This window comes from Pseudomonas sp. nanlin1, from assembly GCF_045571515.1.
Lineage (GTDB): Bacteria > Pseudomonadota > Gammaproteobacteria > Pseudomonadales > Pseudomonadaceae > Aquipseudomonas.
Genome location: NZ_CP124218.1, coordinates 1,237,234 through 1,259,324, shown reverse-complemented (window position 1 = coordinate 1,259,324; position 22,091 = coordinate 1,237,234). Strand labels below are relative to the sequence as shown.

General features: G+C 62.5%; 18 protein-coding genes. 13 read left to right on the top strand and 5 right to left on the bottom strand.

The features are described from left to right. Positions 1 to 47: 47 nt before the first annotated feature. The 10 genes from QCL65_RS05850 to QCL65_RS05805 all read left to right on the top strand — a co-directional run bounded on the left by QCL65_RS05850 (position 48) and on the right by QCL65_RS05805 (position 12,300). Complete coding sequence (locus QCL65_RS05850; RefSeq protein ID WP_407315350.1) at positions 48 to 1,547, top strand: diguanylate cyclase; 1,500 nt, start codon at positions 48 to 50, stop codon at positions 1,545 to 1,547. 333 nt (positions 1,548 to 1,880) lie between these two features. Next, positions 1,881 to 2,927 (top strand): GlxA family transcriptional regulator, encoded by a 1,047-nt coding sequence (locus QCL65_RS05845; protein ID WP_407315349.1) that lies wholly within the window; start codon positions 1,881 to 1,883, stop codon positions 2,925 to 2,927. 64 nt (positions 2,928 to 2,991) lie between these two features. Continuing rightward, on the top strand, positions 2,992 to 3,717 hold the full coding sequence (locus QCL65_RS05840) for a glutathione S-transferase family protein (protein WP_407315348.1): 726 nt from the start codon (positions 2,992 to 2,994) through the stop codon (positions 3,715 to 3,717). Then, positions 3,714 to 5,084 carry a diaminobutyrate--2-oxoglutarate transaminase family protein gene (locus tag QCL65_RS05835; protein WP_407315347.1) on the top strand — a complete coding sequence of 457 codons (1,371 nt, stop codon included), beginning with the start codon at positions 3,714 to 3,716 and terminating at the stop codon, positions 5,082 to 5,084. The genes QCL65_RS05840 and QCL65_RS05835 overlap by 4 nt, the downstream gene beginning before the upstream one ends. 63 nt (positions 5,085 to 5,147) lie before the next feature. Continuing rightward, positions 5,148 to 6,485 carry a SidA/IucD/PvdA family monooxygenase gene (locus QCL65_RS05830; protein ID WP_407315346.1) on the top strand — a complete coding sequence of 446 codons (1,338 nt, stop codon included), beginning with the start codon at positions 5,148 to 5,150 and terminating at the stop codon, positions 6,483 to 6,485. Then, the gene (locus tag QCL65_RS05825; RefSeq protein ID WP_407315345.1) at positions 6,478 to 7,803 is read left to right on the top strand and encodes a trans-sulfuration enzyme family protein; all 1,326 of its coding nucleotides are present in this window, start codon (positions 6,478 to 6,480) and stop codon (positions 7,801 to 7,803) included. Before QCL65_RS05830 ends, QCL65_RS05825 begins: the two co-directional genes overlap by 8 nt. Beyond that, positions 7,800 to 8,837, top strand: a complete 1,038-nt coding sequence (locus QCL65_RS05820; protein WP_407315344.1) for a ketoacyl-ACP synthase III family protein — start codon at positions 7,800 to 7,802, stop codon at positions 8,835 to 8,837. Before QCL65_RS05825 ends, QCL65_RS05820 begins: the two co-directional genes overlap by 4 nt. Before the next feature lie 100 nt (positions 8,838 to 8,937). After that, positions 8,938 to 10,182 (top strand): MFS transporter, encoded by a 1,245-nt coding sequence (locus QCL65_RS05815; protein WP_407315343.1) that lies wholly within the window; start codon positions 8,938 to 8,940, stop codon positions 10,180 to 10,182. Between the two features lie 12 nt (positions 10,183 to 10,194). Continuing rightward, complete coding sequence (locus tag QCL65_RS05810) at positions 10,195 to 12,018, top strand: carbamoyltransferase (protein WP_407315342.1); 1,824 nt, start codon at positions 10,195 to 10,197, stop codon at positions 12,016 to 12,018. Positions 12,019 to 12,081: 63 nt separating this feature from the next. Continuing rightward, positions 12,082 to 12,300 (top strand): hypothetical protein, encoded by a 219-nt coding sequence (locus QCL65_RS05805; protein WP_407315341.1) that lies wholly within the window; start codon positions 12,082 to 12,084, stop codon positions 12,298 to 12,300. Here the strand turns inward: QCL65_RS05805 and QCL65_RS05800 are convergent. The 4 genes from QCL65_RS05800 to QCL65_RS05785 form a co-directional block, all read right to left on the bottom strand. Further along, positions 12,287 to 12,991: an anti-sigma factor domain-containing protein gene (locus tag QCL65_RS05800; protein WP_407315340.1), complete on the bottom strand. Its 705-nt coding sequence runs from the start codon at positions 12,989 to 12,991 to the stop codon at positions 12,287 to 12,289. The two genes, QCL65_RS05805 and QCL65_RS05800, sit on opposite strands and share 14 nt — an antisense overlap. Continuing rightward, positions 12,988 to 13,548 (bottom strand): sigma-70 family RNA polymerase sigma factor, encoded by a 561-nt coding sequence (locus tag QCL65_RS05795; RefSeq protein WP_407315339.1) that lies wholly within the window; start codon positions 13,546 to 13,548, stop codon positions 12,988 to 12,990. The genes QCL65_RS05800 and QCL65_RS05795 overlap by 4 nt, the downstream gene beginning before the upstream one ends. A gap of 65 nt (positions 13,549 to 13,613) precedes the next feature. Further along, complete coding sequence (locus QCL65_RS05790; RefSeq protein WP_407315338.1) at positions 13,614 to 14,144, bottom strand: DUF3455 domain-containing protein; 531 nt, start codon at positions 14,142 to 14,144, stop codon at positions 13,614 to 13,616. Positions 14,145 to 14,308: 164 nt separating this feature from the next. Then, the gene (locus QCL65_RS05785; RefSeq protein WP_407315337.1) at positions 14,309 to 15,388 is read right to left on the bottom strand and encodes a glycerophosphodiester phosphodiesterase; all 1,080 of its coding nucleotides are present in this window, start codon (positions 15,386 to 15,388) and stop codon (positions 14,309 to 14,311) included. 117 nt (positions 15,389 to 15,505) lie between these two features. Between QCL65_RS05785 and QCL65_RS05780 the strand changes: the two genes are divergently transcribed. Then, positions 15,506 to 16,513: a DUF4917 family protein gene (locus QCL65_RS05780; protein ID WP_407315336.1), complete on the top strand. Its 1,008-nt coding sequence runs from the start codon at positions 15,506 to 15,508 to the stop codon at positions 16,511 to 16,513. Here the strand turns inward: QCL65_RS05780 and QCL65_RS05775 are convergent. Beyond that, the gene (locus QCL65_RS05775; RefSeq protein ID WP_407315335.1) at positions 16,510 to 17,724 is read right to left on the bottom strand and encodes a class I SAM-dependent methyltransferase; all 1,215 of its coding nucleotides are present in this window, start codon (positions 17,722 to 17,724) and stop codon (positions 16,510 to 16,512) included. The genes QCL65_RS05780 and QCL65_RS05775 overlap by 4 nt on opposite strands. Before the next feature lie 256 nt (positions 17,725 to 17,980). Here QCL65_RS05775 and bglX point away from each other — a divergent pair, with 256 nt between their 5' ends. Both bglX and QCL65_RS05765 read left to right on the top strand, forming a co-directional pair. Then, positions 17,981 to 20,278 (top strand): beta-glucosidase BglX, encoded by a 2,298-nt coding sequence (gene bglX, locus QCL65_RS05770; protein WP_407315334.1) that lies wholly within the window; start codon positions 17,981 to 17,983, stop codon positions 20,276 to 20,278. A gap of 71 nt (positions 20,279 to 20,349) precedes the next feature. Then, positions 20,350 to 22,089 (top strand): ATP-binding protein, encoded by a 1,740-nt coding sequence (locus QCL65_RS05765; protein ID WP_407315333.1) that lies wholly within the window; start codon positions 20,350 to 20,352, stop codon positions 22,087 to 22,089. Positions 22,090 to 22,091: the final 2 nt, after the last annotated feature.

Sequence of the window (22,091 nt, the reverse complement as noted above, 5' to 3'; positions counted from 1 at the left end):
AAAATGCATAGTGCGCTACGCACAGTCAAATGGATGACGAGCCCTGCATGCGACCTTCGCACTTACTTTCTGGACGTTTAAAACCCGGCGCGGTGCTGGCCGGGTTGGTGGGCTTTGTCTTGCTGGTGTGTGTAGCCTTGGTGGCTGCCACAGGCTGGCAAATCAAGCAGTCAGCCAACGAACGCATCGCCAATGCCGAAGTGGCGGTATCGAACATCGTCAGGGCCGCCGAACAACAGGCCCAGGACACGATTCACCAAGCTGCCAACACCCTGGCTGATCTAGCCGAACGTATCGAAGTGGACGGCACTGGAGCTGCGCAAAACGTGCGCCTGGCGCGGCTGATGCGCCGCCAGGTGCAGACCATCGAAGGCCTGCAGGGTTTGTTTATCTACAATGAAAATGGCGATTGGCTGGCCACTTCATTTTCCGAGCAGCCGGCTTTGCTCAACAACAGTGACCGGGCCTATTTCGTGTTCCACCGCGAGCACCCCGGCTCGGCCATACGCATTGGCTCGATCATCCTCAGCCGCACTACCGGTGACCCGGTCATCCCCGTTAGCCGGCGCTTGCAGTACCCCGACGGGCGTTTCGCCGGGGTGGCCCTGGCGACCCTGCCAGTGGCTTATTTCCAGCGTTTCTTCGAACGCCTGGAAGTCGATGACAAGGGCGTGATCTTTCTGGCCCTTAACAACGGCGACCTGCTGGCCCGCCGCCCGCTGATAGAAAACCTGATGACCACCAATATCGCCAAGGGCGATATCTTCACCCGTTATCTGCCCCAAGCCGACCACGGCACGGCAATCATTACCTCGGTGGTCGACGGCATCGAGCGGGTGTATGCCTACCGCTCGCTAGAGGGCCTGCCCCTGGTCACGGCGGCCGGTCTGTCGCGGGAGTTCGTGCTGGCTCAGTGGCACGAGTATGCCCGTCGTTCGTTGGCCATCGTCGGCCTGATCTGCCTGGCCCTGAGCCTACTCGGCTGGTTGCTTTACCTGCAGATTCGCCGCGGGCTCGAGGCCGAACAGCAGCTGACCCACGCCCACCAATCGCTCGAAGTACTGGCCCAGACCGACAGCCTCACCGGTCTGGCCAACCGCCGCTACTTTGACACGGCACTGGAAAAAGAATTGGCCCGCGCCCGGCGCAATAGCTCCCCCCTGGCCGTGATCCTGATGGATATCGATTGGTTCAAGCAGTACAACGACCACTACGGCCATGTGCACGGTGACGCCGCGCTGCGCCACGTCGCCAAGCTGCTTGGGGTTAACGTCAACCGGCCTACCGATGTGGCAGCCCGCTATGGCGGCGAAGAGTTCGTGGTGTTGTTACCCGAGACCGACCTGGCCGGGGCGCGCAACGTGGCCGAAAAGATTCGCCACGCGTTGTTCGACTCCCAGTACGCGCATGCGGGCAGCCCCCTCGGGGTGCTCACCCTCAGCGCCGGTGTCAGCGAGCTGGCCAGTACCCACGACTTGCTGGAAAGCGCCGACCAACGCCTCTATCGAGCCAAGCAGCAGGGGCGAAATGGTATAGATGCCGGTTAGCGGGTAGGCCCCTGCCCACAACGCTCCGTAACTACCGCAAAGGCAATCTTTGGAAAACTTTCCAGCGATCCTCCCGCCTACTCGGGATATCGGGCGCAATATCGCTGAAAACGCCTTCCATGCTCGCTCCCCCTGGCCATGAAAATGCTGGTATTTGGGGATAAACATTTGAAAGAAATGAATAATATTGGCAGAAAGTGAACGGCTGTTTACATTGACGATGCCTGGGAAATCAATGATATTTCCGCCATCAGACGATCTTTTCAAAACCTTGGAAAGGCCGGCACAGCATGGCTGGGTCACGGTCTGCAGATAAGGAGGCGAAAAAACGACATGGACAACTGGAATTCGGTGCCGGACCCCAACGCCGTAAAAACCGACGTGCAGCGCTTCAGCGACCAGCAGGCAGCGTCCAAGTTTGTCGTCATCCTGGCGTACGACGACGTCAATCTGGTCGACATCAGCGGGCCGTTGCAGGCCTTCGCCACCATCAATCGCTGGGAAGGTCTGAACTACAAGTCGCGCTACAAGACCGTCGTCGCCTCCTGCCAGGGTGGCCTCATCAGCACCGGCTGCGGGCTGGAAGTCATGACCGAGTCGCTGGACAGCATCGACCCGCGCACCATCCATACCCTGATCGTCCCCGGCGGCAGCCGCAGCCAAACCTTCTACACCCCGTCCGATCTCGCCCTGTGGTTGAAAAACCAGGCCGGCTCGGTGCCGCGCTTATGCTCGGTGTGCACCGGCGCTTTTATCCTGGCCAGTACCGGGCTGATACGTGGGCGTAAAGTAGCCACCCACTGGGCCTGGGCTGAGCAGCTACAGGCGTTGCACCCCGAGATTATCGTCGACGCCCAACCGATCTTCATCAAGGACGGTAACCTGTGGACCTCCGCCGGTGTCACCGCGGGCATCGACATGGCCCTGGCGCTGATTGAGGAAGACCTAGGGCACAAAGCGGCCATCTATACCGCGCGCCACCTGGTGGTGTTTATCAAGCGCCCGGGCGGGCAATCGCAGTTCAGCGTGCCACTGGTCACGCAGTCCCTGGACACCGACCGCTTCAACGACCTGCACACCTGGATCGCCAACAACCTGGCCGCCGACCTCACCATCGAGCGTCTGGCCGAACGCATCGGCATGTCGGCGCGCTCGTTCGCACGGGTGTATAAAGAAAAGATCGGCAAGACCCCCGCTCGGACCATCTCGGAAATGCGTATCGAAGCTGTATGCCGGGACCTGGAGCAAACCGACATGCCGCTGAAAAAGATTTCCGATCGCGTCGGCATCTCCCATGAACAAAACATGCGCCGCCTGTTCGTCCGTTACCTTGGCGTCACCCCTGCCCAGTACCGCTCGCGCTTCAATCGGCAGGCCTGAGCCCGTCCTTTCGAAACACCCGGCGCGAACGCCCCGTTCAGGCGCCTACTGACAGTAGACAGCGATGAAACTCTATCTGGGAAACAGAAGTTATTCCTCATGGTCCCTGCGCGTCTGGTTATTGATGGATGCCTTGGCGATGCCCTTCGAGGAAGAGCTGATCGGCTTTGACGACCTGCAAGAGACGTCGCCCTTCAAGCAGCGAACACGGGCTTTGTCACCCGCAGGTAAAGTGCCCATTGTGCAAGACGGGGCCATAACCGTGTGGGACTCCCTGGCGATTGTCGAATACCTGGCCGAGCGCTATCCCGACAAACCGGTATGGCCCACCAGCCCTGCTCAGCGAGCCCTAGCCCGCAGCGCCTGCGCGCATTTGCACAGCAGTTACCTGAGCGTTCGTGGCCTGCTGCCCATGAATATCGGGGTCGATCTGAGCGCGGTCGGCCAGGCCTTGGCCGGGCACGCCTCCCTGCAGCGAGAGCTGCACGAACTGTTCGCCCTTTGGCAAGCGCTGGTGCAACACAGTGAAGGGCCTTTTCTGTTCGGCCAGTTCGGTGCGGTCGACGCGTTCTTCGCCCCCTACCTGTTCAGGCTCAGCAGCTACGGGATTGCCCTGCCTGCGGCCCTGCGGCCTTACCGAGACGCGTTAATGGCCCTCCCCAGCCTGCGCAACTGGGCCGAGCGAGCCGCTCAGGAATACACCTTCGTGCCCGCTGAAGAGCCTTACCGGACAATAACCGGCGGCACGATCCAACTCCATCTTGCTGCCTTGGACGGTACCGACAGATGACCACCTACGACGCTACGCAACACGCCGAAGCCCTGAGCCATTTCGACCGCTACGACTCGAACGCGAAAACCTACGCGCGAGTGTTCAACCGGATGCTGCAAAAGGGCAGCCTCTCGCAGCTGTGGGATGTCAGCGGGCGCGCTTACCTGGACTGTTTTGCCTGTGCCGGGGCCTTGCCCTTGGGGCACAACCCGCCGTTCGTGATGGAGCGCGTGGCGGCTTTTCTCACCTCGGGGCATCTGTTGCAGGCGCTGGATATTCCTACGGTGTCGCGGCATGAATTTCTCAAGCGCCTGGTCAACCTGTTTGCACCAAGCATGCGCGACAACCTCAAAGTGCAATTCTGTGGGCCCTCGGGCTCGGATGCGGTGGAAGCCGCGCTCAAGCTGTGCAAGATCGCCACCGGGCGCAATAGTGTGATCGCGTTCCATGGCGCTTACCACGGTATGACCCTTGGGTCGCTGTCGTTGATGGGCAACCTCAAGCCCAAACAGGCCCTGGGCGGTTTCAGTGCCGAAACCCACTTTATGCCCTTCCCCCAAGCCAACCGCTGCCCCTTCGGGCTGGGCGGCGAAGCCGGTATCGACGCCAACCTGCACTACCTCAACCATGTGCTGAGCGACCCCGAGAGCGGCATCCGCAAACCAGCCATGTTGATCGTCGAAGGCATCCAGGGCGAAGGTGGCTGCAACCCGGCACCGGCGCGCTGGCTGCAAGGCTTACGGGAGATCACCCGGGCCCATGATATCCCCCTGGTGCTGGACGAAATCCAGACCGGGCTTGGCCGCACCGGCGACATGTTTGCCTTCGAACACGCCGGCATCGAGCCGGATGTGGTGCTGATGTCCAAAGCCATCGGCGGCGGCTTCCCGCTGTCGGTCATGGCCTACCACAAGCGTTATGACCAATGGGCAGCAGGCGCCCACGCCGGGACCTTCCGTGGCAATCAAATCGCGATGGTCGCCGGTGCCGCCACCATCGACTACCTGCTCGAACACGACGTCCTGCAAGCCGTTCGGGACAAGGGCCGGTTCTTGCTCGAGCGCCTGCGCGAAGTCTTGGGGCGCCACCCCTGCGTGGGAGAAATCCGCGGGCGTGGCTTGATGGTGGGCATCGAAATAGTCGACCCCGCGCGCAGCAGCCCCTGTGCCAAGGCCTTGCCGGCCTTGGACGGCGCCCTGGCCCAAAGCGTTAAAGTGAGGTGCTTCGATAAAGGCCTGCTGATCGAAAACGGCGGTCGCGACGGCGCCGTGCTGCGCCTGCTGCCCGCACTGACCATCACCCTCGAGCAACTCGCCAGTGCCGTAGATTTGATCCAACTGGCCCTGGACGAAGTATTGGCAGAGCGCACCGCCCTGTCGGCCTGATTGCCCTGCACCCTGCTGCATATCCTTTGAATACTTGGTTCGCGACGAACCTGGAGTACACCCATGCACCCTGTCTACGACGTTATCGGTATCGGTTTCGGCCCCGCCAACATAGCCCTGGCCATTGCCATGGAAGAAAAAGGCCTCTACCCCAACAGCCTGTTTCTGGAGAAAGCCGCCAACCCGGTGTGGCAAGGCGAAATGCTCTTCGAGATCAGCCTGGACACCTACTCGAATATTCAGAACATTCCGTTCCGTGACCTGGTGACCCCGAGAAACCCGCGCAGCCGTTACACCTTCCTCAATTACCTGCATGAAAACGGGTTGTTCTTCGAACACCTGAACATGGACATGTTGATGCCCATGCGCCCGGACTACGCACGCTACATCGCCTGGGTGGTGGACTTGCTGCGCGAGCGCCTGCGCACCTCGTGCGATGTCCAGCACATCGAACGCTGGCCCCAGGCCGAAGGCCCGGACCTGTACCGGGTGAGCTGCGCCGATGGCTCGGTGTACCACGCCCGCCATTTGGTCCTGGGCACCGGGCGCAGCCCGCGCCTGCCGGAACTGTTCAGCGGTTTGCACAGCGAGCGGGTGTTCCACCAAAGCCGCTACAACACGGCCCTGGCCAACCTGCAACGGCACGCGCCCAAGCGCATTGCCGTGGTCGGCAGCAGCCAGAGCGCGGTGGAAATCATCATGCATCTGAGCAAGACCCTGCCCGACACCCAGATCCACTCGATCATTCGGCGCTACGCCTACCCGCTCAAAGACACCAGCCCGTTCATGAGCGAGATTTTCTTTCCCACCTTCACCGACGCCTATTACAACGCCGACCAGGCAACCAAAGCGCGCATCGACGCCGACGCCTTCCGCACCAACTATGGCGCCTGCGACATGGACATCCTGGAAGAGCTGTACAAACAGATGTACTACGACAAACTCCATGGCCGCCAGCAGATCCACCTGCATCGTCTGACCGACATCCAGAGTGTCAATGTCGATGAGCAGGGCGTCGACCTGCGCCTGTTCGACCAGATGACCCAACTGCCCAGTGACGTGCGTTTTGACGCGGTGGTGCTGGCCACCGGTTTCACCAACCTGGGCCAGGACGGCCAGCAATCGCTGCCACTGCTGCACGACCTGGAAGCCAGCCTGCAGCGCTCGGCCACGGGGGCGATGCAGATCGGCCGGGACTACCGCGTGCGCCTGAACGCCCCCACCGAACAGGGCGCGGTGGTGCTCAACGGTCTGTGCGAATCCAGCCACGGCATGGGCGACGGCGGCTCCCTGAGCCTGGTATCGCTGCGCGCCGACAGCATCCTGGCGGGGTTGCAGGCCCATGACCAGCTGGCGCACAGCGCGCCCGCCCCGCTGCAAGAGGTGGCCCTGGATGCTTGAAGCCAAACGCCGCGAGCGCCAGGCTCGCTATCGCTTCGATACCCTCGCGGTCAGCGGCCGCTACGACCACGCAGAAGCCCTGCGTAACCAGGGCGCAATTTGCGAGCCGCTGTACCTGGCGTCGGCCGAACACTTCGACAGCGCCGAGGACATGCGCCTGGCCCTGACCGGGGAAAAAGACGGGTGGATTTACACCCGTATCGGCAACCCCACTATCACCCATCTGGAGAGCGTGCTGGCGAGCCTGGAAGGCTATGGGCAGGCTCAGCCGGTGACCAGCTGTGTGGTGTCGTCGGGCATGACGGCAGTGTTCATGGCCACCCAGCCCTTTTTGCACCGCCATGCAGGGGAGCGGCCCAACATGGTGGTGTCGGCAGCCTGTTATGGCGGCACCTTCATGCTGTTCAACCAACGCTACGCGGCGGAGCAAGGCATCGACATCCGTTGGGTACGCGACCCATTGGCCGTGGACGAATGGGCCGCCCTGGTGGATGCCAATACCCGTCTGCTGTACCTGGAGACCCCCGCCAACCCGACCTTGGAGCTGCCCGACATTGCTGCCCTGGCCACCTTGGCCACGGCCCACGAAGTGCCGCTGATCGTCGATGCGACCCTGGCCACACCGGCGCTGTTACGGCCCATTGGCCTGGGGGCCGACATCGTCGTTCACTCGTTGAGCAAAGGCATGGGCGCCAGCGGCCTGTGCATCGGTGGCGTGGTGTCGGCGCGCCACACTATCCGCAGCCGTTGGGCCAGCCCAGCGGTCTGTGACGACTTCGCCGCCTACCTGAAAAAAGGTCCTCTGCGCGACCTCGGTTGCATCCTCAGCCCATTCAACGCGGGCCTGATCCTCTGCGACTTACGCTCGCTGCGCAGCCGCATCGACAGCATGTCCAGCAGCGCGCTGCGCGTGGCACGGTTTCTCGCCGACCACCCGGGGGTCGGCCCGGTGTACTACCCAGGGCTTGAATCGAGCCCCAGCCATGGCAACGCGCGGCGTGACCTGGTACTGGTCGACAGCGAGCTGGACGGGCCGGCCCTCAACCGCTACGGCCATTTGCTGTCGTTTCGGGTGGAAGGCGGCGTTGCCCGCTGCGCCCAGGTGTTTGATCGCCTGCAGTTGATCTTCCGCGCCAATGACCTGGGCCGGGTCAAAAGCACCGCGACCATCCCGGCCATCGCCACCCACAAACAGGCCCACGACGCCGACAGCGCGCAGGCGCCGGTGAGTGCCGAGCTCATCCGCCTGAGCGTGGGCCTGGAGCATGTCGAGGACATCCTCGATGACCTGCAACAAGCCTTGGAGCCCAACCCATGAGCGCGCTCGAACCGGCGGTGTACCTGCACGGGCTGGCCGCCTATGTGCCCGCGCGGCGGGTCAGTATGGCTGACGCCATTGCCGCAGGCCGCTATGACCAGGCACGCGCCAGCCGCGACGGCTTCAGCGCCCTGGCCGTGGAGGAGCACCGGACGACCATGGACATGGCCCGCGAAGTGGGTCAGCACGCGCTGCACAACGCCGACGTCAGCCAAGTCAATGGGCTGATCTTTGCGTCCATTCATCGCCATGGCTTTCACCACCTGTGGCCTGCCGCCAGCTATTTGCAGGACACCCTGGGCCTGCCGCCCAGCGCCCTGGCGTTTTCCCTGAATCAGGGCTGTAACGCGTTGTTTGCCGCATTCAAGACCCTGCTGCCAGGGGTGCGCAGCGGCGCGCTGGGTGAAGCCTTGGTGATTGGCGCCGACTGTTTCAACGGCTCGGCCTTCGACCGCTGGAACTCTGACCTCGGCACGCTCTACGGCGACGGTGCCAGCGCAGTGCGCCTGTCGCTGCAGCCGGGCCCCTTGAAAATCCTGTTCCTCGACATCGAGGCCGGCGCAGGCCTGGAGGGCTTGTATCGCAACGCCAGCGCACTGCCGGAGACGCCCGAGAGCAGCCACAGCCTGCACCAGATCGGTGACGCCAAGCGGGCCTGGTTCGATCAGCACGGCCGCGAGCGGTTCCAGGCCCTGTTCGACCAGACCCTCGGGCGCCTGCGTGACAGGTTGCTGGCCAAGCACGACCTGCTGCGGCAGCCGGCGCGCTATGTGGTCTACCCCAACGTCGGCGCGGGCGTCAGTGCCGGGCTCTACACCCGCTGGTTCGCCGACCTGGCCCAGCACGATCACTGGGGCTACGGCCGCAGTATCGGGCATACCGGCGTTAGCGACCAACTGCTTGGGCTGGCCGATCTGCTTCAGGGTGGGCAGCTACGACCCGGCGACCAACTGCTGCTGATTGGCGCGGGCAATGGCTTGAATGTCTCGGCCCTGCTGCTGGAAGTGATGCCTGACAAGGCATCCAGTGGCTAGGTGTGACGATTTCTTTTTGGCGCTTAGTGATTGCCCGAATCAATTGACCCCTACCGGCCGATCACTGAGCATAAAGGCACTTACGCTTAAGGCTCTTTCAATGAATGATGCGCTGACCCAACGCCTGAACCAGGCGGCGAAAACCCGAGTACGCACGTTGTCGATCTGCCAGGCGCTGTTCACCTGCGCGGTGGCGATCGACCTGACCATGACCGCGGTGACCGGCTACCAACTGGCCCCCACCCCTTACCTGTCGACCCTGCCGTTTGCCCTGATCACTGTGGCCAGCGCATTGACCACGCTGATCGCCTCGTTCGTCATCGAGCGCCTGGGCCGCCTCACCGGGTTTTCCCTTGGCGCCGGTTTTGGCTGCCTCGGCGGGCTGATTTCAGCCTGGGCCGTGGTGCACAGCGATTTCTGGCTGTTCTGCGTGGGCACCTCATTCGTGGGTGTGTTCCAGGCGTTTGCCCAGTACTATCGGCTCGCCGCAGCGGACTCAGTGGCCGCCGAGGTCAAAGCGCGGGCGATCTCCACGGTACTGGCTGGTGGCGTGATCGCGGCCATTGTCGGCCCTCTGCTGGCCAGCTGGAGCAAGGACGCCCTGCCCGCCTCCAATTTTGCCGGTGCCTACCTGATGATCGCTTTTTTAAGCTTGATCTCGGTACTGGCACTGGCGTTTTTCTACCGTGACGCCAAGCCCCCCGCCGCCCAGGCCAATAGCCCTGAAGCCCCGCCGGCGCGCCCGCTGAGTGAAGTGTTGACCCGGCCGATTTACCTGGCGGCGTTGTCCAACAGCCTGGTATCGGCCGTGGTGATGATGCTGATCATGACCGCCGTGCCCCTGGCCACCCTGAGCCATGGCCACGGCATCGACGATGGCGCCAGCATCATCCAGTGGCATTTGGTGGGCATGTACGCGCCGTCACTGGTGGCCGGGCAATTGATCGCGCTGATCGGCTTGCCACGCATGCTTATGGTAGGCGTGGCGCTGAACCTGGCCTGCGTGGTCACGGCGGTGAGCTCTGACGCCATGCTGTCTTACCACTTGGCGCTGTTCTTCCTTGGCGTTGGTTGGAACTTCATGTTTATCGGCGGCACCACCCTGCTGACGCAGTCTTACACCCCGGCCGAGCGCGCTAAGGTGCAGGCCCTCTCCGAGTTCCTGCGGTTCACCTTCACCGCCCTTTCGACCCTCGCCGCAGGCCCGATTTTCTTCCTGATCGGTTGGAAGAGCCTCAACCTGGCGGTACTGCCCCTGCTCCTGCTCAGCAGCCTGATTACCCTGTGGTGGGCGTACACCAACCGCCCACAAAGCGTTCCGGCACAAAAACCGCAAGCCAGTTGACGAGGTGACCCCGTGAGCGGCAGTAACTACATCCTCGGTATCTCTGCGTTCTACCATGACAGCGCTGCGGCGCTGATCAAGGACGGGCGAATTATCTGTGCGATGCAGGAAGAGCGTTTCTCACGGGTGCGCCACGACCGCAGCTTCCCGGTGCGGGCCATTGCCGCATGCTTGAGCCATGCGGGTATTTCTTTGAGCGATCTGACTCGCATCGCTTACTACGAAGACCCCGAACTAAAGTTCGAGCGCATTTGCCGCTGCTACAAAGAGCAGTTCCCACGTGGCGCTCGGCGCTTTGCCGAGCGCTATGGCAGCTACCTGATGCGCAAAGACATCAAGCGCTTGATCAAGGCCGGTTTTAAACAGACCTTCGGCGATGAGCCCTACCCGGTGGTGTACTTTTGCGAGCATCACCTCAGCCATGCGGCGTCGGCGTTTTTCCCCTCGCCTTTCGAGCAAGCGGCCGTTCTGTGTGTCGATGGCATCGGCGAATGGGTGACCACCAGCGCCTGGTGGGGTGAGTCCGCCACGCTCAGGCCGCTGTTCGACATCCGTTACCCGCACTCCCTGGGCCTGCTCTACTCAGCCTTCGCCTACTACTGCGGCTATACCCAGCAACACGGCGAGCATGAGTTGATGGGCCTGGCGCCTTATGGGCAACCGGTGTACGCCGAGGTCATTCTGGAGCAGTTGGTGAGGGTCGGCCAGGACGGCCTGTTTGAAATCAACGGCGACTACTTCAACCATGAAGAAGACAGCGATACGCCGATCACCAAAGCCTTCGCAACCCTCTTCGGCGGCCCCAGGCGTGAACCCGGTATGCCCTTGAGCCAACGCGAACTGAACCTCGCTGCCTCCATACAGCAGGTGATCGAGCGGATCATCCTCGGCTTGGCGCAGCGGGTCAAAGCTCTGACCGGCGCACGTTATCTGTGCCTGGCGGGCAGCATGGCGCTGAACTGCATGGCCAACCGCAAGCTGGTCGAATCGGGGCTGTTCGAGCGCATTTTCATTCAACCGGCGGCCCACGACGCCGGGGCCGCGTTGGGCGCCGCGCTGCAGTGCCATCATGCCTCCAGCGGTCGGCCGCGCTGGGCCGGCGATTGCGATGACGCGATGCAGGGCGGTTACCTGGGCAGCGGCTATGACCCTTGGCAGGTGGAGTCTGCGTTGAGGCGCCTGGGCGCCCACTTTGAAACCCTGGACAGCACCACGCTGTTGCAACGCACGGCTACCGCCCTGGCCGAGCAACAGGTCGTGGGCTGGTTTCAGGGGCGCATGGAGTTCGGCACCCATACCCTGGGTAATCGTTCGATCCTGGGCAACCCGGTTAACGACCAGATGCACAGCACAATGAACTTGAAGGTGCGCCAGCGTCAGTCCTCGCGGCCCTTTGCCTCGGCGGTGCTGGCAGACAAAGCGCAAGCTTGGTTCGCCCTGGAACAGGCTTCGCCCTATTGCCTGGTCTCGGCCCCGCTACATCTGGACCAGCGCCAGGCGGTGCCCGAGCGCCACGGCCATGTGGGGCTGGAGCAACTGCACCTGCGCCGCTCGAGCATTCCAGCGGTGACCCATGTGGACAGCTCTAGCCGCGTGCAAACGGTGGACGGCCAGCACAACCCTTTGTTCCATGGGCTGCTCAACTGCTTCGAAGCCCTCACGGGCTGCCCAGTGCTGATCAATACGTCGCTGCGCTGCCCCGGCGAGCCCATTGTGGAGAGCCCGGACGACGCCTATCGGTGTTTTATGCAGACCGACATGGACTGCCTGGTGATCGGTTCGTGTTATTTGCTGAAAAGCGCGCAACCTGGGGCCAATCAGCGGTCAAGATCGTGAAATCCGGGCCGATGGCCTAACATGGTCAAGGCGGTACCCCGCCGCCGCTCACCGGAGATCCCGATGCAAGAAAAACACTTGCCCGCTGTGCTGGAAAAACTCTATGAAAACCAGTTGGCGATGGCGGCGGCCATTGAAGAGCTGGCGCTGTGGATCGAGGTACGCGCCGAAGACGACGACACCGCCAATAACGTGCGCGGCGCCCTGGAAACCCTCGACCGCAATGCCGATTGCGTAAACCGTGGCATCGCTCAGCTGCGCAGCGAACTCATATCACCTTGACCGCCCGGCCGATGAACTGAATAGCGCCGGTCGGTTTGCCCGTGGGCGAGCCTTGGGGCGCTTCCAGGGTCAACTCAAACAGCTGATCGGCTTGCAGCGGCGGCAATTGCTCGCGGGCAACACTCAGGCTTTGCCCTGGCTTGACCAGGCCGAGCGAGACCGGCGCCTGCCAGTCATCGGCTTTAGTCCAGAATTGCAGAGCCTTGTCGGCGGGAATAGGCGTATCGCCTAAAGGTATCAATTGGATCTCGTTGCGCTCGGAGGCTTGCACCACCCACCCCGGGGCTTTGTCCTGAGGGCCGACCAAAACCACCACGTAGGTATTGCCCGGCACGCCCGCCGGTTTGACCAGCAGCAGCGCGGCCAACACCACACACGCGGCCAGTGCCCCACCCGCCAGCCCACGCCAAAGCGCCAGGCGTTGCCACCAGGGCACCCAGGTAGGCTGGCGCGGCAGGCTGACGGCCTCGGACAGGCTTCGCTGAATGCGTTGCCACAAGTGCGCAGAAGGCTCCAGCGGCTCGACCATGGCCGTGAGCGGTAGCAGGTGCGCTTCCCAGGCCTGTACCGCTGCAGCCAGTTCGGGCTCGTGGGCCAGCCGCTGCTGGACCTGAGCCCGTTGGTCCGCACTCAGCGTGCCGAGTACGTATTCACCTGCTAATTCATTCAGCTCGGCGTCGCTCTGCTTCATGAGAGACACTCCCGCAAGTTAGCCAAGCTGCGTTTGATCCAGGCTTTGACCGTGCCCAGGGGCGCGCCGACTTTGGCGGCGATGTCCCCGTGGCTCAAACCATCCAAATAGGCATGCAGCACACAATTGCGCCGTATCGGCTCCAGGTTACCCAGGCAATGTTCGATACGCCCGGCATCGAGTTGCCAGTCGAAGGCATCACGGGTGCCTTGCCACTGCTCCAACGCCGCCTCGGCGTCCATCGCTGCCAGCGCCGGCTCATCGAGCTGAACGTCACGCGCACGGTCGCGCATGGCGTTGAGCGCGAGGTTGCGCGCCACGCTGAACAACCAGCCGCGGCCCGCCCCACGCTGGGGGTCGAACTGGTGAGCGCGTGCCCAGACCCGAATGAAGACATCGTGAACGATGTCTTCGGCCAGGGCACGGTCCCTTACGATCCGCGCCACCACCCCGAGCAACTGTGCGCCCTCTTCGGCATAAAGCCTGTGCAAAGCGCTACGGTCACCCTGGGCGCATGCGAGCAAGGCCGCGTCATGGTCGAACTGCGATGGAATCAAAACCAAGCGGACCTGCCGTCAACGTAGGGGCGAGTGTTGCAGCTTAGCCAAAATGCCAACAGCTATCACTTAGCCGACCAAAAAATATAGTCAGCCTGGTACTTCACCACTTCTTTCATGCCTTTGTGTTCTGCGGTGCAGGCCTTGGCTGGGGCCACGCCGCCTTTAAGCGCCACGCGTTGGATAAAGGTCACACCCTGCATAGCGCCTTTGCCTTCAGCCGGGTTGGCCTTGACCAATTGGTACGGCAAGTTACCCGCGCTGGAAGGCGCAACGGCCAACTGGGTACCGGTCACTTTCGAGCCATCGCTCGCTTCCCAAGTGGCGGGGGGGCCGTAATAGGTGCCGACTTGTTTGCCTTTGCGGTCATTCAATACAGCCTTAGGCCCGACGAAGAACCATTCCATCTCGCTGGCTGCATTGGCTTTGGCGCGGCACTCATAGGTGATCTCACCCACACCGACGGTCTCTAGGGCAATCTTGTTGCCTTCAGGGACCTGGATGCTCTCCGGCACGGCGGCCAGGGCGGAGGTGGCGCAAGCGCCGCCAAGCAACAGGGTGGCCAGGGTGACGTTGACGCGTTGACGAATATTCATGGGGCATCTCCAGAAGGATCATCGGCATGACAGCGTAAGCGCTGTTATAAGTACTACCCGCCAGAATCGCGTCTGGATGCAGTGGCCTTGAAATAAATATCCCAAAGTTGTGCCGGTGGCCCAGACCGCACAGCGGCCGGGCCCCCATAGCGCTTCTCAAATGCTCAATAGCCCTGCGCTTTCAACAGCGCATCGATCGATTGCTTAGCCGGGCGCTGGTAGTACTTGAGCAACTCGGCCGAGCGGTTGGTGAAAATACCGTCCACGCCGGCGTCCATGACTTTTTTGAAGTCGACCGCATCGTCCACCGTATAAACATGCACCAACAGGCCTTTTTCGTGGGTCAGCTGGTTCATCCACGGTTGCACCAGGTCCATGTAGCTTTGATCCCCGCCGGCCGTCAGCGCCGCCGATGGGCCAGTGCCCACGGCACCACGGGTTTTGGCAATGTCGAGCCAGCGCGCGAATTCGGCGCGGTCCTTGGGTTGCTGCTTGGCGTACCAGGCGGCTTTGTCGGTTTCACCCGAGGCGGCGAAGGTGCCCTTGGTTTTTGGCTCGATACTGCCTTCGCCGACCCATAGCAACAACACCTTGGGCACGCTGGGCATGACCTTGTCGAGCAAAGCCAGGCTGTCGGCCTCGAAGGTCTGCAGGACCACCTTGTGCTTACCGTCCAGCCAGCCGCGCTCGCTCAGTTTGCGCTGCAGGTCTTGCTCGATACCGGGGAACTGCTTAGGCACTTTGGTTTCGATGTACAGCCCTGGCTTGTGTGCCGGGTTGCCTTCGGCAATGTCCAGTACTTCGTCCAGGGTCAGGATCTGCAGGCCGGCGTAGGTCTTACGCGCGCGCTCCGGGTGGGCCTGGTTGAACCAGGTGCCGGCGTCGAGGCTTTCCAGTTCGGCCAGGGTGAAATCACTGACGGGCTTGTCTTTACGCTCGGGAAACCGAGCGGCGATGTCACTGGTGCGCAGCAGCGTGTCGTCGTGCACCGCAATCAAGACCCCATCCCGGGTGCGCTGCAGGTCCAGTTCCAGGTAGTCGGCGCCCAAATCGCGCGCCAGTTTATAAGCGGGCGCCGTTGATTCCGGGGCATCGAACGAAGCGCCTCGGTGGGCGATCACCGCCGGCCAGGGGATGCCGGCCTGTTTAGCCAAGGCTTGTGGGTTGGGGGTTTGCGCGTTGGCGCCCATTGCGCCGATCAACAACGCGCCCATGCACAGGGTTTTGCTCCAATTTGCCAACATGCGTGCTCCTTCTAGAATCAGCGGGGAAAGCCCAGCATAGTCGGGTCTACGGATGACAGGGGCATGACCCGTGATAGAGTCGCCGCTTTTCCAGATTCACCAGCAAGCCGAGACACCATGAAAACCCAAGCTTTCGATGCCACGCTCGCCGACTGGCCGGCCCTCCACGAACCCGGCGGATTCTCCGGCCTGTTGCTGGGTAACGGCGCCAGCCGTGCGGTATGGCGCAACTTTGCCTATGACTCGCTGTTTGAAACGGCCCGCAGTGTGGCTAATCGCCCCTTGGGGCTGACCGACCTGGCGCTGTTCAAGTCCCTGGGCACGCAGAGCTTTGTCCGCGTGTTGAGCGACCTGAACGCAGCGGTGCGGGTGAACGCGGCATTGGCGATCAGCTCGACCGCGCCGCTTAACCGCTATTACTCCATCAAGGAAGCACTGATACACGCCATGCGCAGTGTGCACATCCCTTGGGAACGCCTGCCCGGCAGCCACTTGCAGGCAATCAACCAGGCGTTGGCGCCCTATACGACGATTTACTCGACTAACTACGACTTGTTGCTGCACTGGGCCGTGCAGGCCAACCCTGACGGGTTCGACGAATTGGTGCGCGACGACCTGGCGTTCGACCTGCGCAACACCCGCAGCCCCGCCAGCCGCGTGCTTTACCTGCACGGCGCGCTGCACTTGGTCCACGACAACACCGGCACCACGCGGATGCGCAGCGCGGTAGGCAGCAGCCTGCTCGACGGTTTTGCCATCAACACACCGGGCGACGTGCCGCTGTTCGTCAACGAGGGGCCCAGCGAAGAAAAACAGCGCACGATCCGCGCCTCGGATTACTTGAGCTGGTGCAACGCCCAATTGAGCCGACACGAGGGTGCGATGTGCCTGTTCGGCCATCAGTTGGGGACGCAAGACCTGCACATCGTCCAGGCCCTGCGCGAAGCTCGCCTCACCCGCCTGGCGATCTCCATCTTTCCGTTGAGCGATGCCTGGGTCATCAGCCAGAAAGCCCGTTACAGCCAGCTGTTCGAGGGCAGCGAAACCCAGTTGCAGTTTTTCGACGCCACCAGCCACCCCTTGGGCCGGCCAGAGCTGGGCGTGGCGAACGGCAAGCGGCGTTAGGCGGGCAGCAAGTGGTCGCCGCGCAGAAGGGTCTCCAGGCAGTGTTCCTGCACCCCGTAGAACGCCTTCAATGCCTGGATTTTCGCCAGCAACGCCTCGGGCGCCGGGGCCTCGGCCCGTTTAACCGCGAGGATCATCTTGTTCTTGTTGGTGTGCTCTAAGGAAATGAACTCGAACACTTTGGTGTCGTAACCACAGGCTTCCAGGTACAGCGCGCGCAGGCTGTCGGTGACCATCTCCGCCTGCTGCCCCAAATGCAGGCCGTACTGCAGCATGGGTTTGAGCAATGCCGGAGTTTGCATTTGCGGGCGGATCTGTTTGTGGCAGCAAGGCGAGCACATGATGATGGCTGCGCCGCAACGGATCCCGGTATGAATGGCGTAATCGGTGGCAATGTCGCAGGCATGCAGGGCGATCATCACGTCAATCGCGCTGGGCACCACCGTACGCACATCACCGCACTCGAACTTCAGCCCGCCCTGCTCCAGACGCCCGGCCGCGCTGTTGCACAAACTGACCAACTCTTCACGCAACTCCACGCCGGTGACCTGGGCCTCGCGCCCCAGGGTATTGGCCAGGTAATCGTGAATAGCGAAAGTCAGGTAGCCCTTGCCGGAGCCGAAATCGGCGACCCGCACCGCATCGCCCGCGGGGATCGGTGAGGCACTAAAGGCGTGGGAAAACACCTCGATAAATTTATTGATTTGCTTCCATTTGCGCGACATTGCCGGGATCAGCGCCTGCCGCGCATCGGTCACGCCCAGGTCACGCAGAAACGGCCGACTCAATTCCAGGTAGCGTTTCTTTTCCCGGTCATGCCCACCCACTGGCGCCACCCGGGCGGCCTTGGCCTGGTTGCGGTGCAGGCTGGCCTTGGCCTTTTTGCTGAATTCCAGTTGCAGCTCGTCGTTCAGGGTCAGCAGGTGGGCATTGCGAAAGTCCGCGGGCAAGCCTTCGCCAATCGCCGCCAGGCCCTGCGCCAGCTCAAGGTTCTTGGTGATATCGCGGGTAGGGTAGCGGTAGACGAACGACAAGCAGGCCTGCCCTTTGATGCTAACGCTGTGCACGATGACTTTCTGCAACTGCTGCGCAGCGCTCACTGGCTTGGCCAACACCAGCTTGACGAAGGCATTGTGCTGCAAGCTGGTGGCGAGCGCTTGGAGAAACTCGGCGCGGGCGTCTGGCGGCGGGGATACGGCAGTAACAGGCATGGCAAGGGTCTCAAACTTCGCGAAGGCATCGATAGCCGAGCATTTTAGGCTTGAGCGGCCGCTGGCGGGATTTTTTCGTCAAGAATGCCGGTGAATGGCCGATGCAAGATCTGCATCAGAAGGCCATAAAAACCTTCGCATCGCTGGATTGCCGTGGCTCGATACGTTAAAAGGTGCGGGCATTAGACAAAATCAATTTCGTCATTTTGGATGCCGTGCAGGTACTGCCTGCATTGGCCGCCCAGAGAACCAATACATGAACAAGCTGTGTCTACTGGGCCTGGTCGTGGGCCTGGCCTTCCAACCGGCGCTGGCTGCCGACGTCAAGTCAACTACTGCGCAAACCAAGGCGGCCTTTATCAGTGATTTGATGAAGCGCATGACCGTGGAAGAAAAGATCGGCCAATTGCGCCTGATCAGCATCGGCCCAGAAATGACCCATGAGCAGATCCAGGACGAAATGGCCGCCGGGCGCATCGGCGGCACTTTCAATTCGGTGATCCGTGCCGAAAACCGCCCGATGCAAGACGCCGCCGTGAAACGCAGCCGCCTGAAAATCCCGGTGTTTTTCGCCTTTGACGTAATCCACGGCCACCGCACGGCATTCCCCATCAGCCTGGGCCTGGCCGCCAGCTGGGACATGGCCGCGATCGCCACCAGCGCCCGCGTCGCCGCCGCCGAAGCCGCCTCCGACAGCTTGGACATGACCTTCGGGCCCATGGTCGACGTGTCCCGCGACCCGCGTTGGGGCCGCACCAGCGAGGGTTTCGGTGAAGACCCGTACCTGGTCTCGCGCATCGCCACGGTGATGGTGGAAAACCTGCAAGGTAAAGACCTCGCCGCCAAGGACAAAATCATGGCGACCATGAAGCACTTCGCCGTCTACGGCGCGGTGGAAGGCGGTCGCGACTACAACGTGGTCGACATGAGCATGACCCGCATGTACCAGGACTACCTGCCGCCCTATCGCGCCGCAGTGGACGCTGGCGCCGGGGGCGTCATGATTGCCCTGAACTCGATCAACGGCGTACCCGCCACCTCCAATACCTGGCTGATGCAAGACCTGCTGCGCAAAGACTGGGGCTTCAAGGGCGTGACCGTCAGCGACCACGGCGCCGTGCTGGAGCTGATCCGCCACGGTGTGGCCAAGGACGGGCGCGAGGCGGCCAAGCTGGCGATCAAGGCTGGCATCGACATGAGCATGAATGACAAGGTCTACGGCAAAGAGCTGCCCGGCCTGCTGAAAAGCGGCGAAGTGTCGCAACGCGACCTCGACAACGCCGTGCGCGAGATCCTCGGGGCCAAGTACGACCTAGGCCTGTTCGCCGACCCCTACCGGCGTATTGGCCAGGCTGCCGATGACCCCGCCGACACCTACGCTGAAGAACGTCTCAGCCGTGCGCCGGCCCGGGAAGTGGCGCGCAAGACATTGGTCTTGCTGAAAAATCAGAACCAGACCCTACCGCTGAAAAAACAGGGCACGATCGCCCTGGTCGGGCCCCTGGCCGATGCGCCGATCGACATGCTCGGCAGTTGGTCGGCAGCGGCTCGGTCGGGCCAGGCGGTCACCTTGCGCGCCGGGCTCAACAACGCTCTGGGCGACAAGGCGCAGGTGCTGTATGCCAAGGGCGCGAACGTCACGGATAACCCGCAGATCCTGCATTTTCTGGCTAACCTGGGTGGCGACCGCGAAGAGGTCGAGATCGACCCGCGTACGCCCCAGCAGATGATCGACGAAGCCGTCGCCGCCGCGGGCAAGGCCGACGTTATCGTGGCAGCGCTGGGTGAAGCGCGGGGCATGTCCCATGAGTCGGCCAGCCGCACCAACTTAAACATCCCTGAGCCTCAGCGCGCGCTGTTCGACGCGCTCAAGGCCACTGGCAAGCCGATCGTTTTGGTACTAATGAACGGCCGCCCGCTCACCATCGCCAAAGAGCTCGCGGGGTCAGACGCGGTGTTGGAAACCTGGTTCTCGGGCACCGAAGGCGGCAATGCGATCGCCGACGTGCTGTTCGGCGACTACAACCCCTCCGGCAAGCTACCGGTGACCTTCCCGCGCTCGGTTGGGCAGATCCCCAGCTACTACAACCACTTGAGCGTCGGCCGCCCAGTAGTGCCAGGGGAACCGACGGATTATCGCTCGCAGTATTTCGATGAAGAAAACAGCCCGCTGTTTCCCTTTGGCTTTGGCTTGAGCTACACCGACTTCAGCCTGTCCGACCTGAGCCTGTCCAGCACTACCTTGAAAAAGGGCGCTAAGCTGCAGGCCAGTATCCGCGTGAAAAATACCGGGCAGCGCGCGGGTGAAACCGTGGTGCAGCTGTATATCCGCGACGTCGCCGCCTCGCTGGCGCGGCCGGTCAAGGAGTTGAAGAACTTCCGCAAACTGATGTTGGCGCCGGGTGAAGAACAAACCGTGACCTTCGACATCGGCGAGAACGAACTTAAGTTTTTCAACGCCCAATTGAAGGCCGTGGCCGAGCCGGGCGAGTTCAAGGTGCAGGTCGGCCTGGATTCCCAAGCAGTCAAAGAGCAAAGTTTCGAATTGTTATAAAGCCCTCGTAGCGAGAGCCGCCAGGGGGCGATAAGCTCGCCCCCGACCTGCTCATCCCCCTCGAGACCTGCATGCGCCTACGGCAACTGCTCATCACCCTGCTGATCGTTGGCGGCGCACTGCTCTGTGCGCACACGGCCATGCGTCATGCTGAGCGCCTGGGCCTGGCCGACGAAGCCGCCCGCCTCCATCAGCCCCTAAGCGTATACGCCAATTCGCTGAACACCCTGATCGAACGCTACCGCGCCCTGCCCGCCGTGCTCGCGCTCGACCCGCAACTGGTCGCCGGCCTGGCAGCGCCGCTCACGACCGCCACCCAGGCGGCACTCAACCGCAAGCTTGAACGCATCAATGACGCCGCGCGCTCCTCGACCCTGCAACTGCTGGACCGCGAAGGCCAGGCCGTGGCCGCCAGCAACTGGCGGGAAGACACCAGCTACGTGGGCCACAATTACGCATTCCGGCCCTACTTTCAGCAGCCACTGGCCCATGGCAGTGGCAGTTTTTACGCGGTGGGCGTGACCAGCGGTGTCCCTGGGTACTTTCTCTCCAGCGCGGTCAACGATGCCGCAGGGCGCTTTCTCGGGGCGCTGGTGGTCAAGCTGGAGCTGCCGCAGTTAGAGCAGCAATGGCGCCAGGGCGAGGACCTGTTATTGGTCAGCGATGCGCGGGGCATCGTGTTCATTGCCAACCGGCCCGGCTGGCGCTACCGCGCCTTGCGCGAACTGAACCTCGCCGACCTCGAGCAACTGAGCATCACCCGCCAGTACGACAAACAGCCGCTCACCCCCCTGGCCTACCAGCGCCTGCGTCCATTCGGCGACAACAGCCATTTAGTGGAAGTCCAGACCCTTGACGGGCCGCAGCGCTACCTGTGGGAATCACTGGCGTTGCAGGACAACGGCTGGACCTTGCACTTGTTGCGCACGCCAACCCTGGCCCAGGACGATGCCCTGTACGCCGGCCTGGCGGCAGCGGGGCTGTGGTTGACGCTGATGTTTCTGGCGTTGTTTCTCAACCAGCGCTGGCGGTTGGCGCGGGTGCGTCGGCGTAGCCGGGAAGAACTGGAGCAACTGGTCGAAGCCCGCACCCGCGACTTGCGCACCGCCCAAGATGGCCTGGTGCAAGCGGCCAAGTTGGCGGCCCTGGGGCAGATGTCCGCCGCCCTCGCCCACGAGATCAACCAGCCCCTGACCGCGCAGCGCATGCACCTTGCCAGCCTACGCCTGCTACTCGGCCAAGGCAGGGTCGACGAAGCGCACCGGGCCCTTGACCCGTTAGAGCAGCTCTTGACGCGCATGGCAGCGCTCACTGGCCACCTGAAAACCTTTGCTCGCAAAAGCCCGGGGGGGCTGCGCGAGCGTTTGGACCTGGCGTTGGTGGTGGAGCAGGCGTTGCAGTTGCTGGAACCGCGGCTGCGCGCCGAGCACGTGCAAGTGGACTTGCAACTGGCGCGCCCTGCCTGGGTCAGCGGTGATGCAATCCGCCTGGAACAGGTGCTGATCAACCTGTTGCACAACGCCCTGGACGCCATGGCCGGCCAGGCGACGCGCCGCCTGCGTATCAGCACCGTACGCGACGCCAACACCTGGCAGTTGAGCGTGACCGACAACGGCAGCGGTATCGCCGCCGCCGACCTCGACGCGATATTCGATCCATTCTTTACCACTAAGCCGGTCGGCGAGGGGCTAGGCTTGGGCCTGGCGGTCTCGCGCGCCATTGTCGAAGAGCTGCACGGCCAGTTGCTCGCCAGCAACCTGCCCAACGGCGCAGTATTCACCCTTTCCCTCCCGGCGGCCGAGGCGCCCTGACC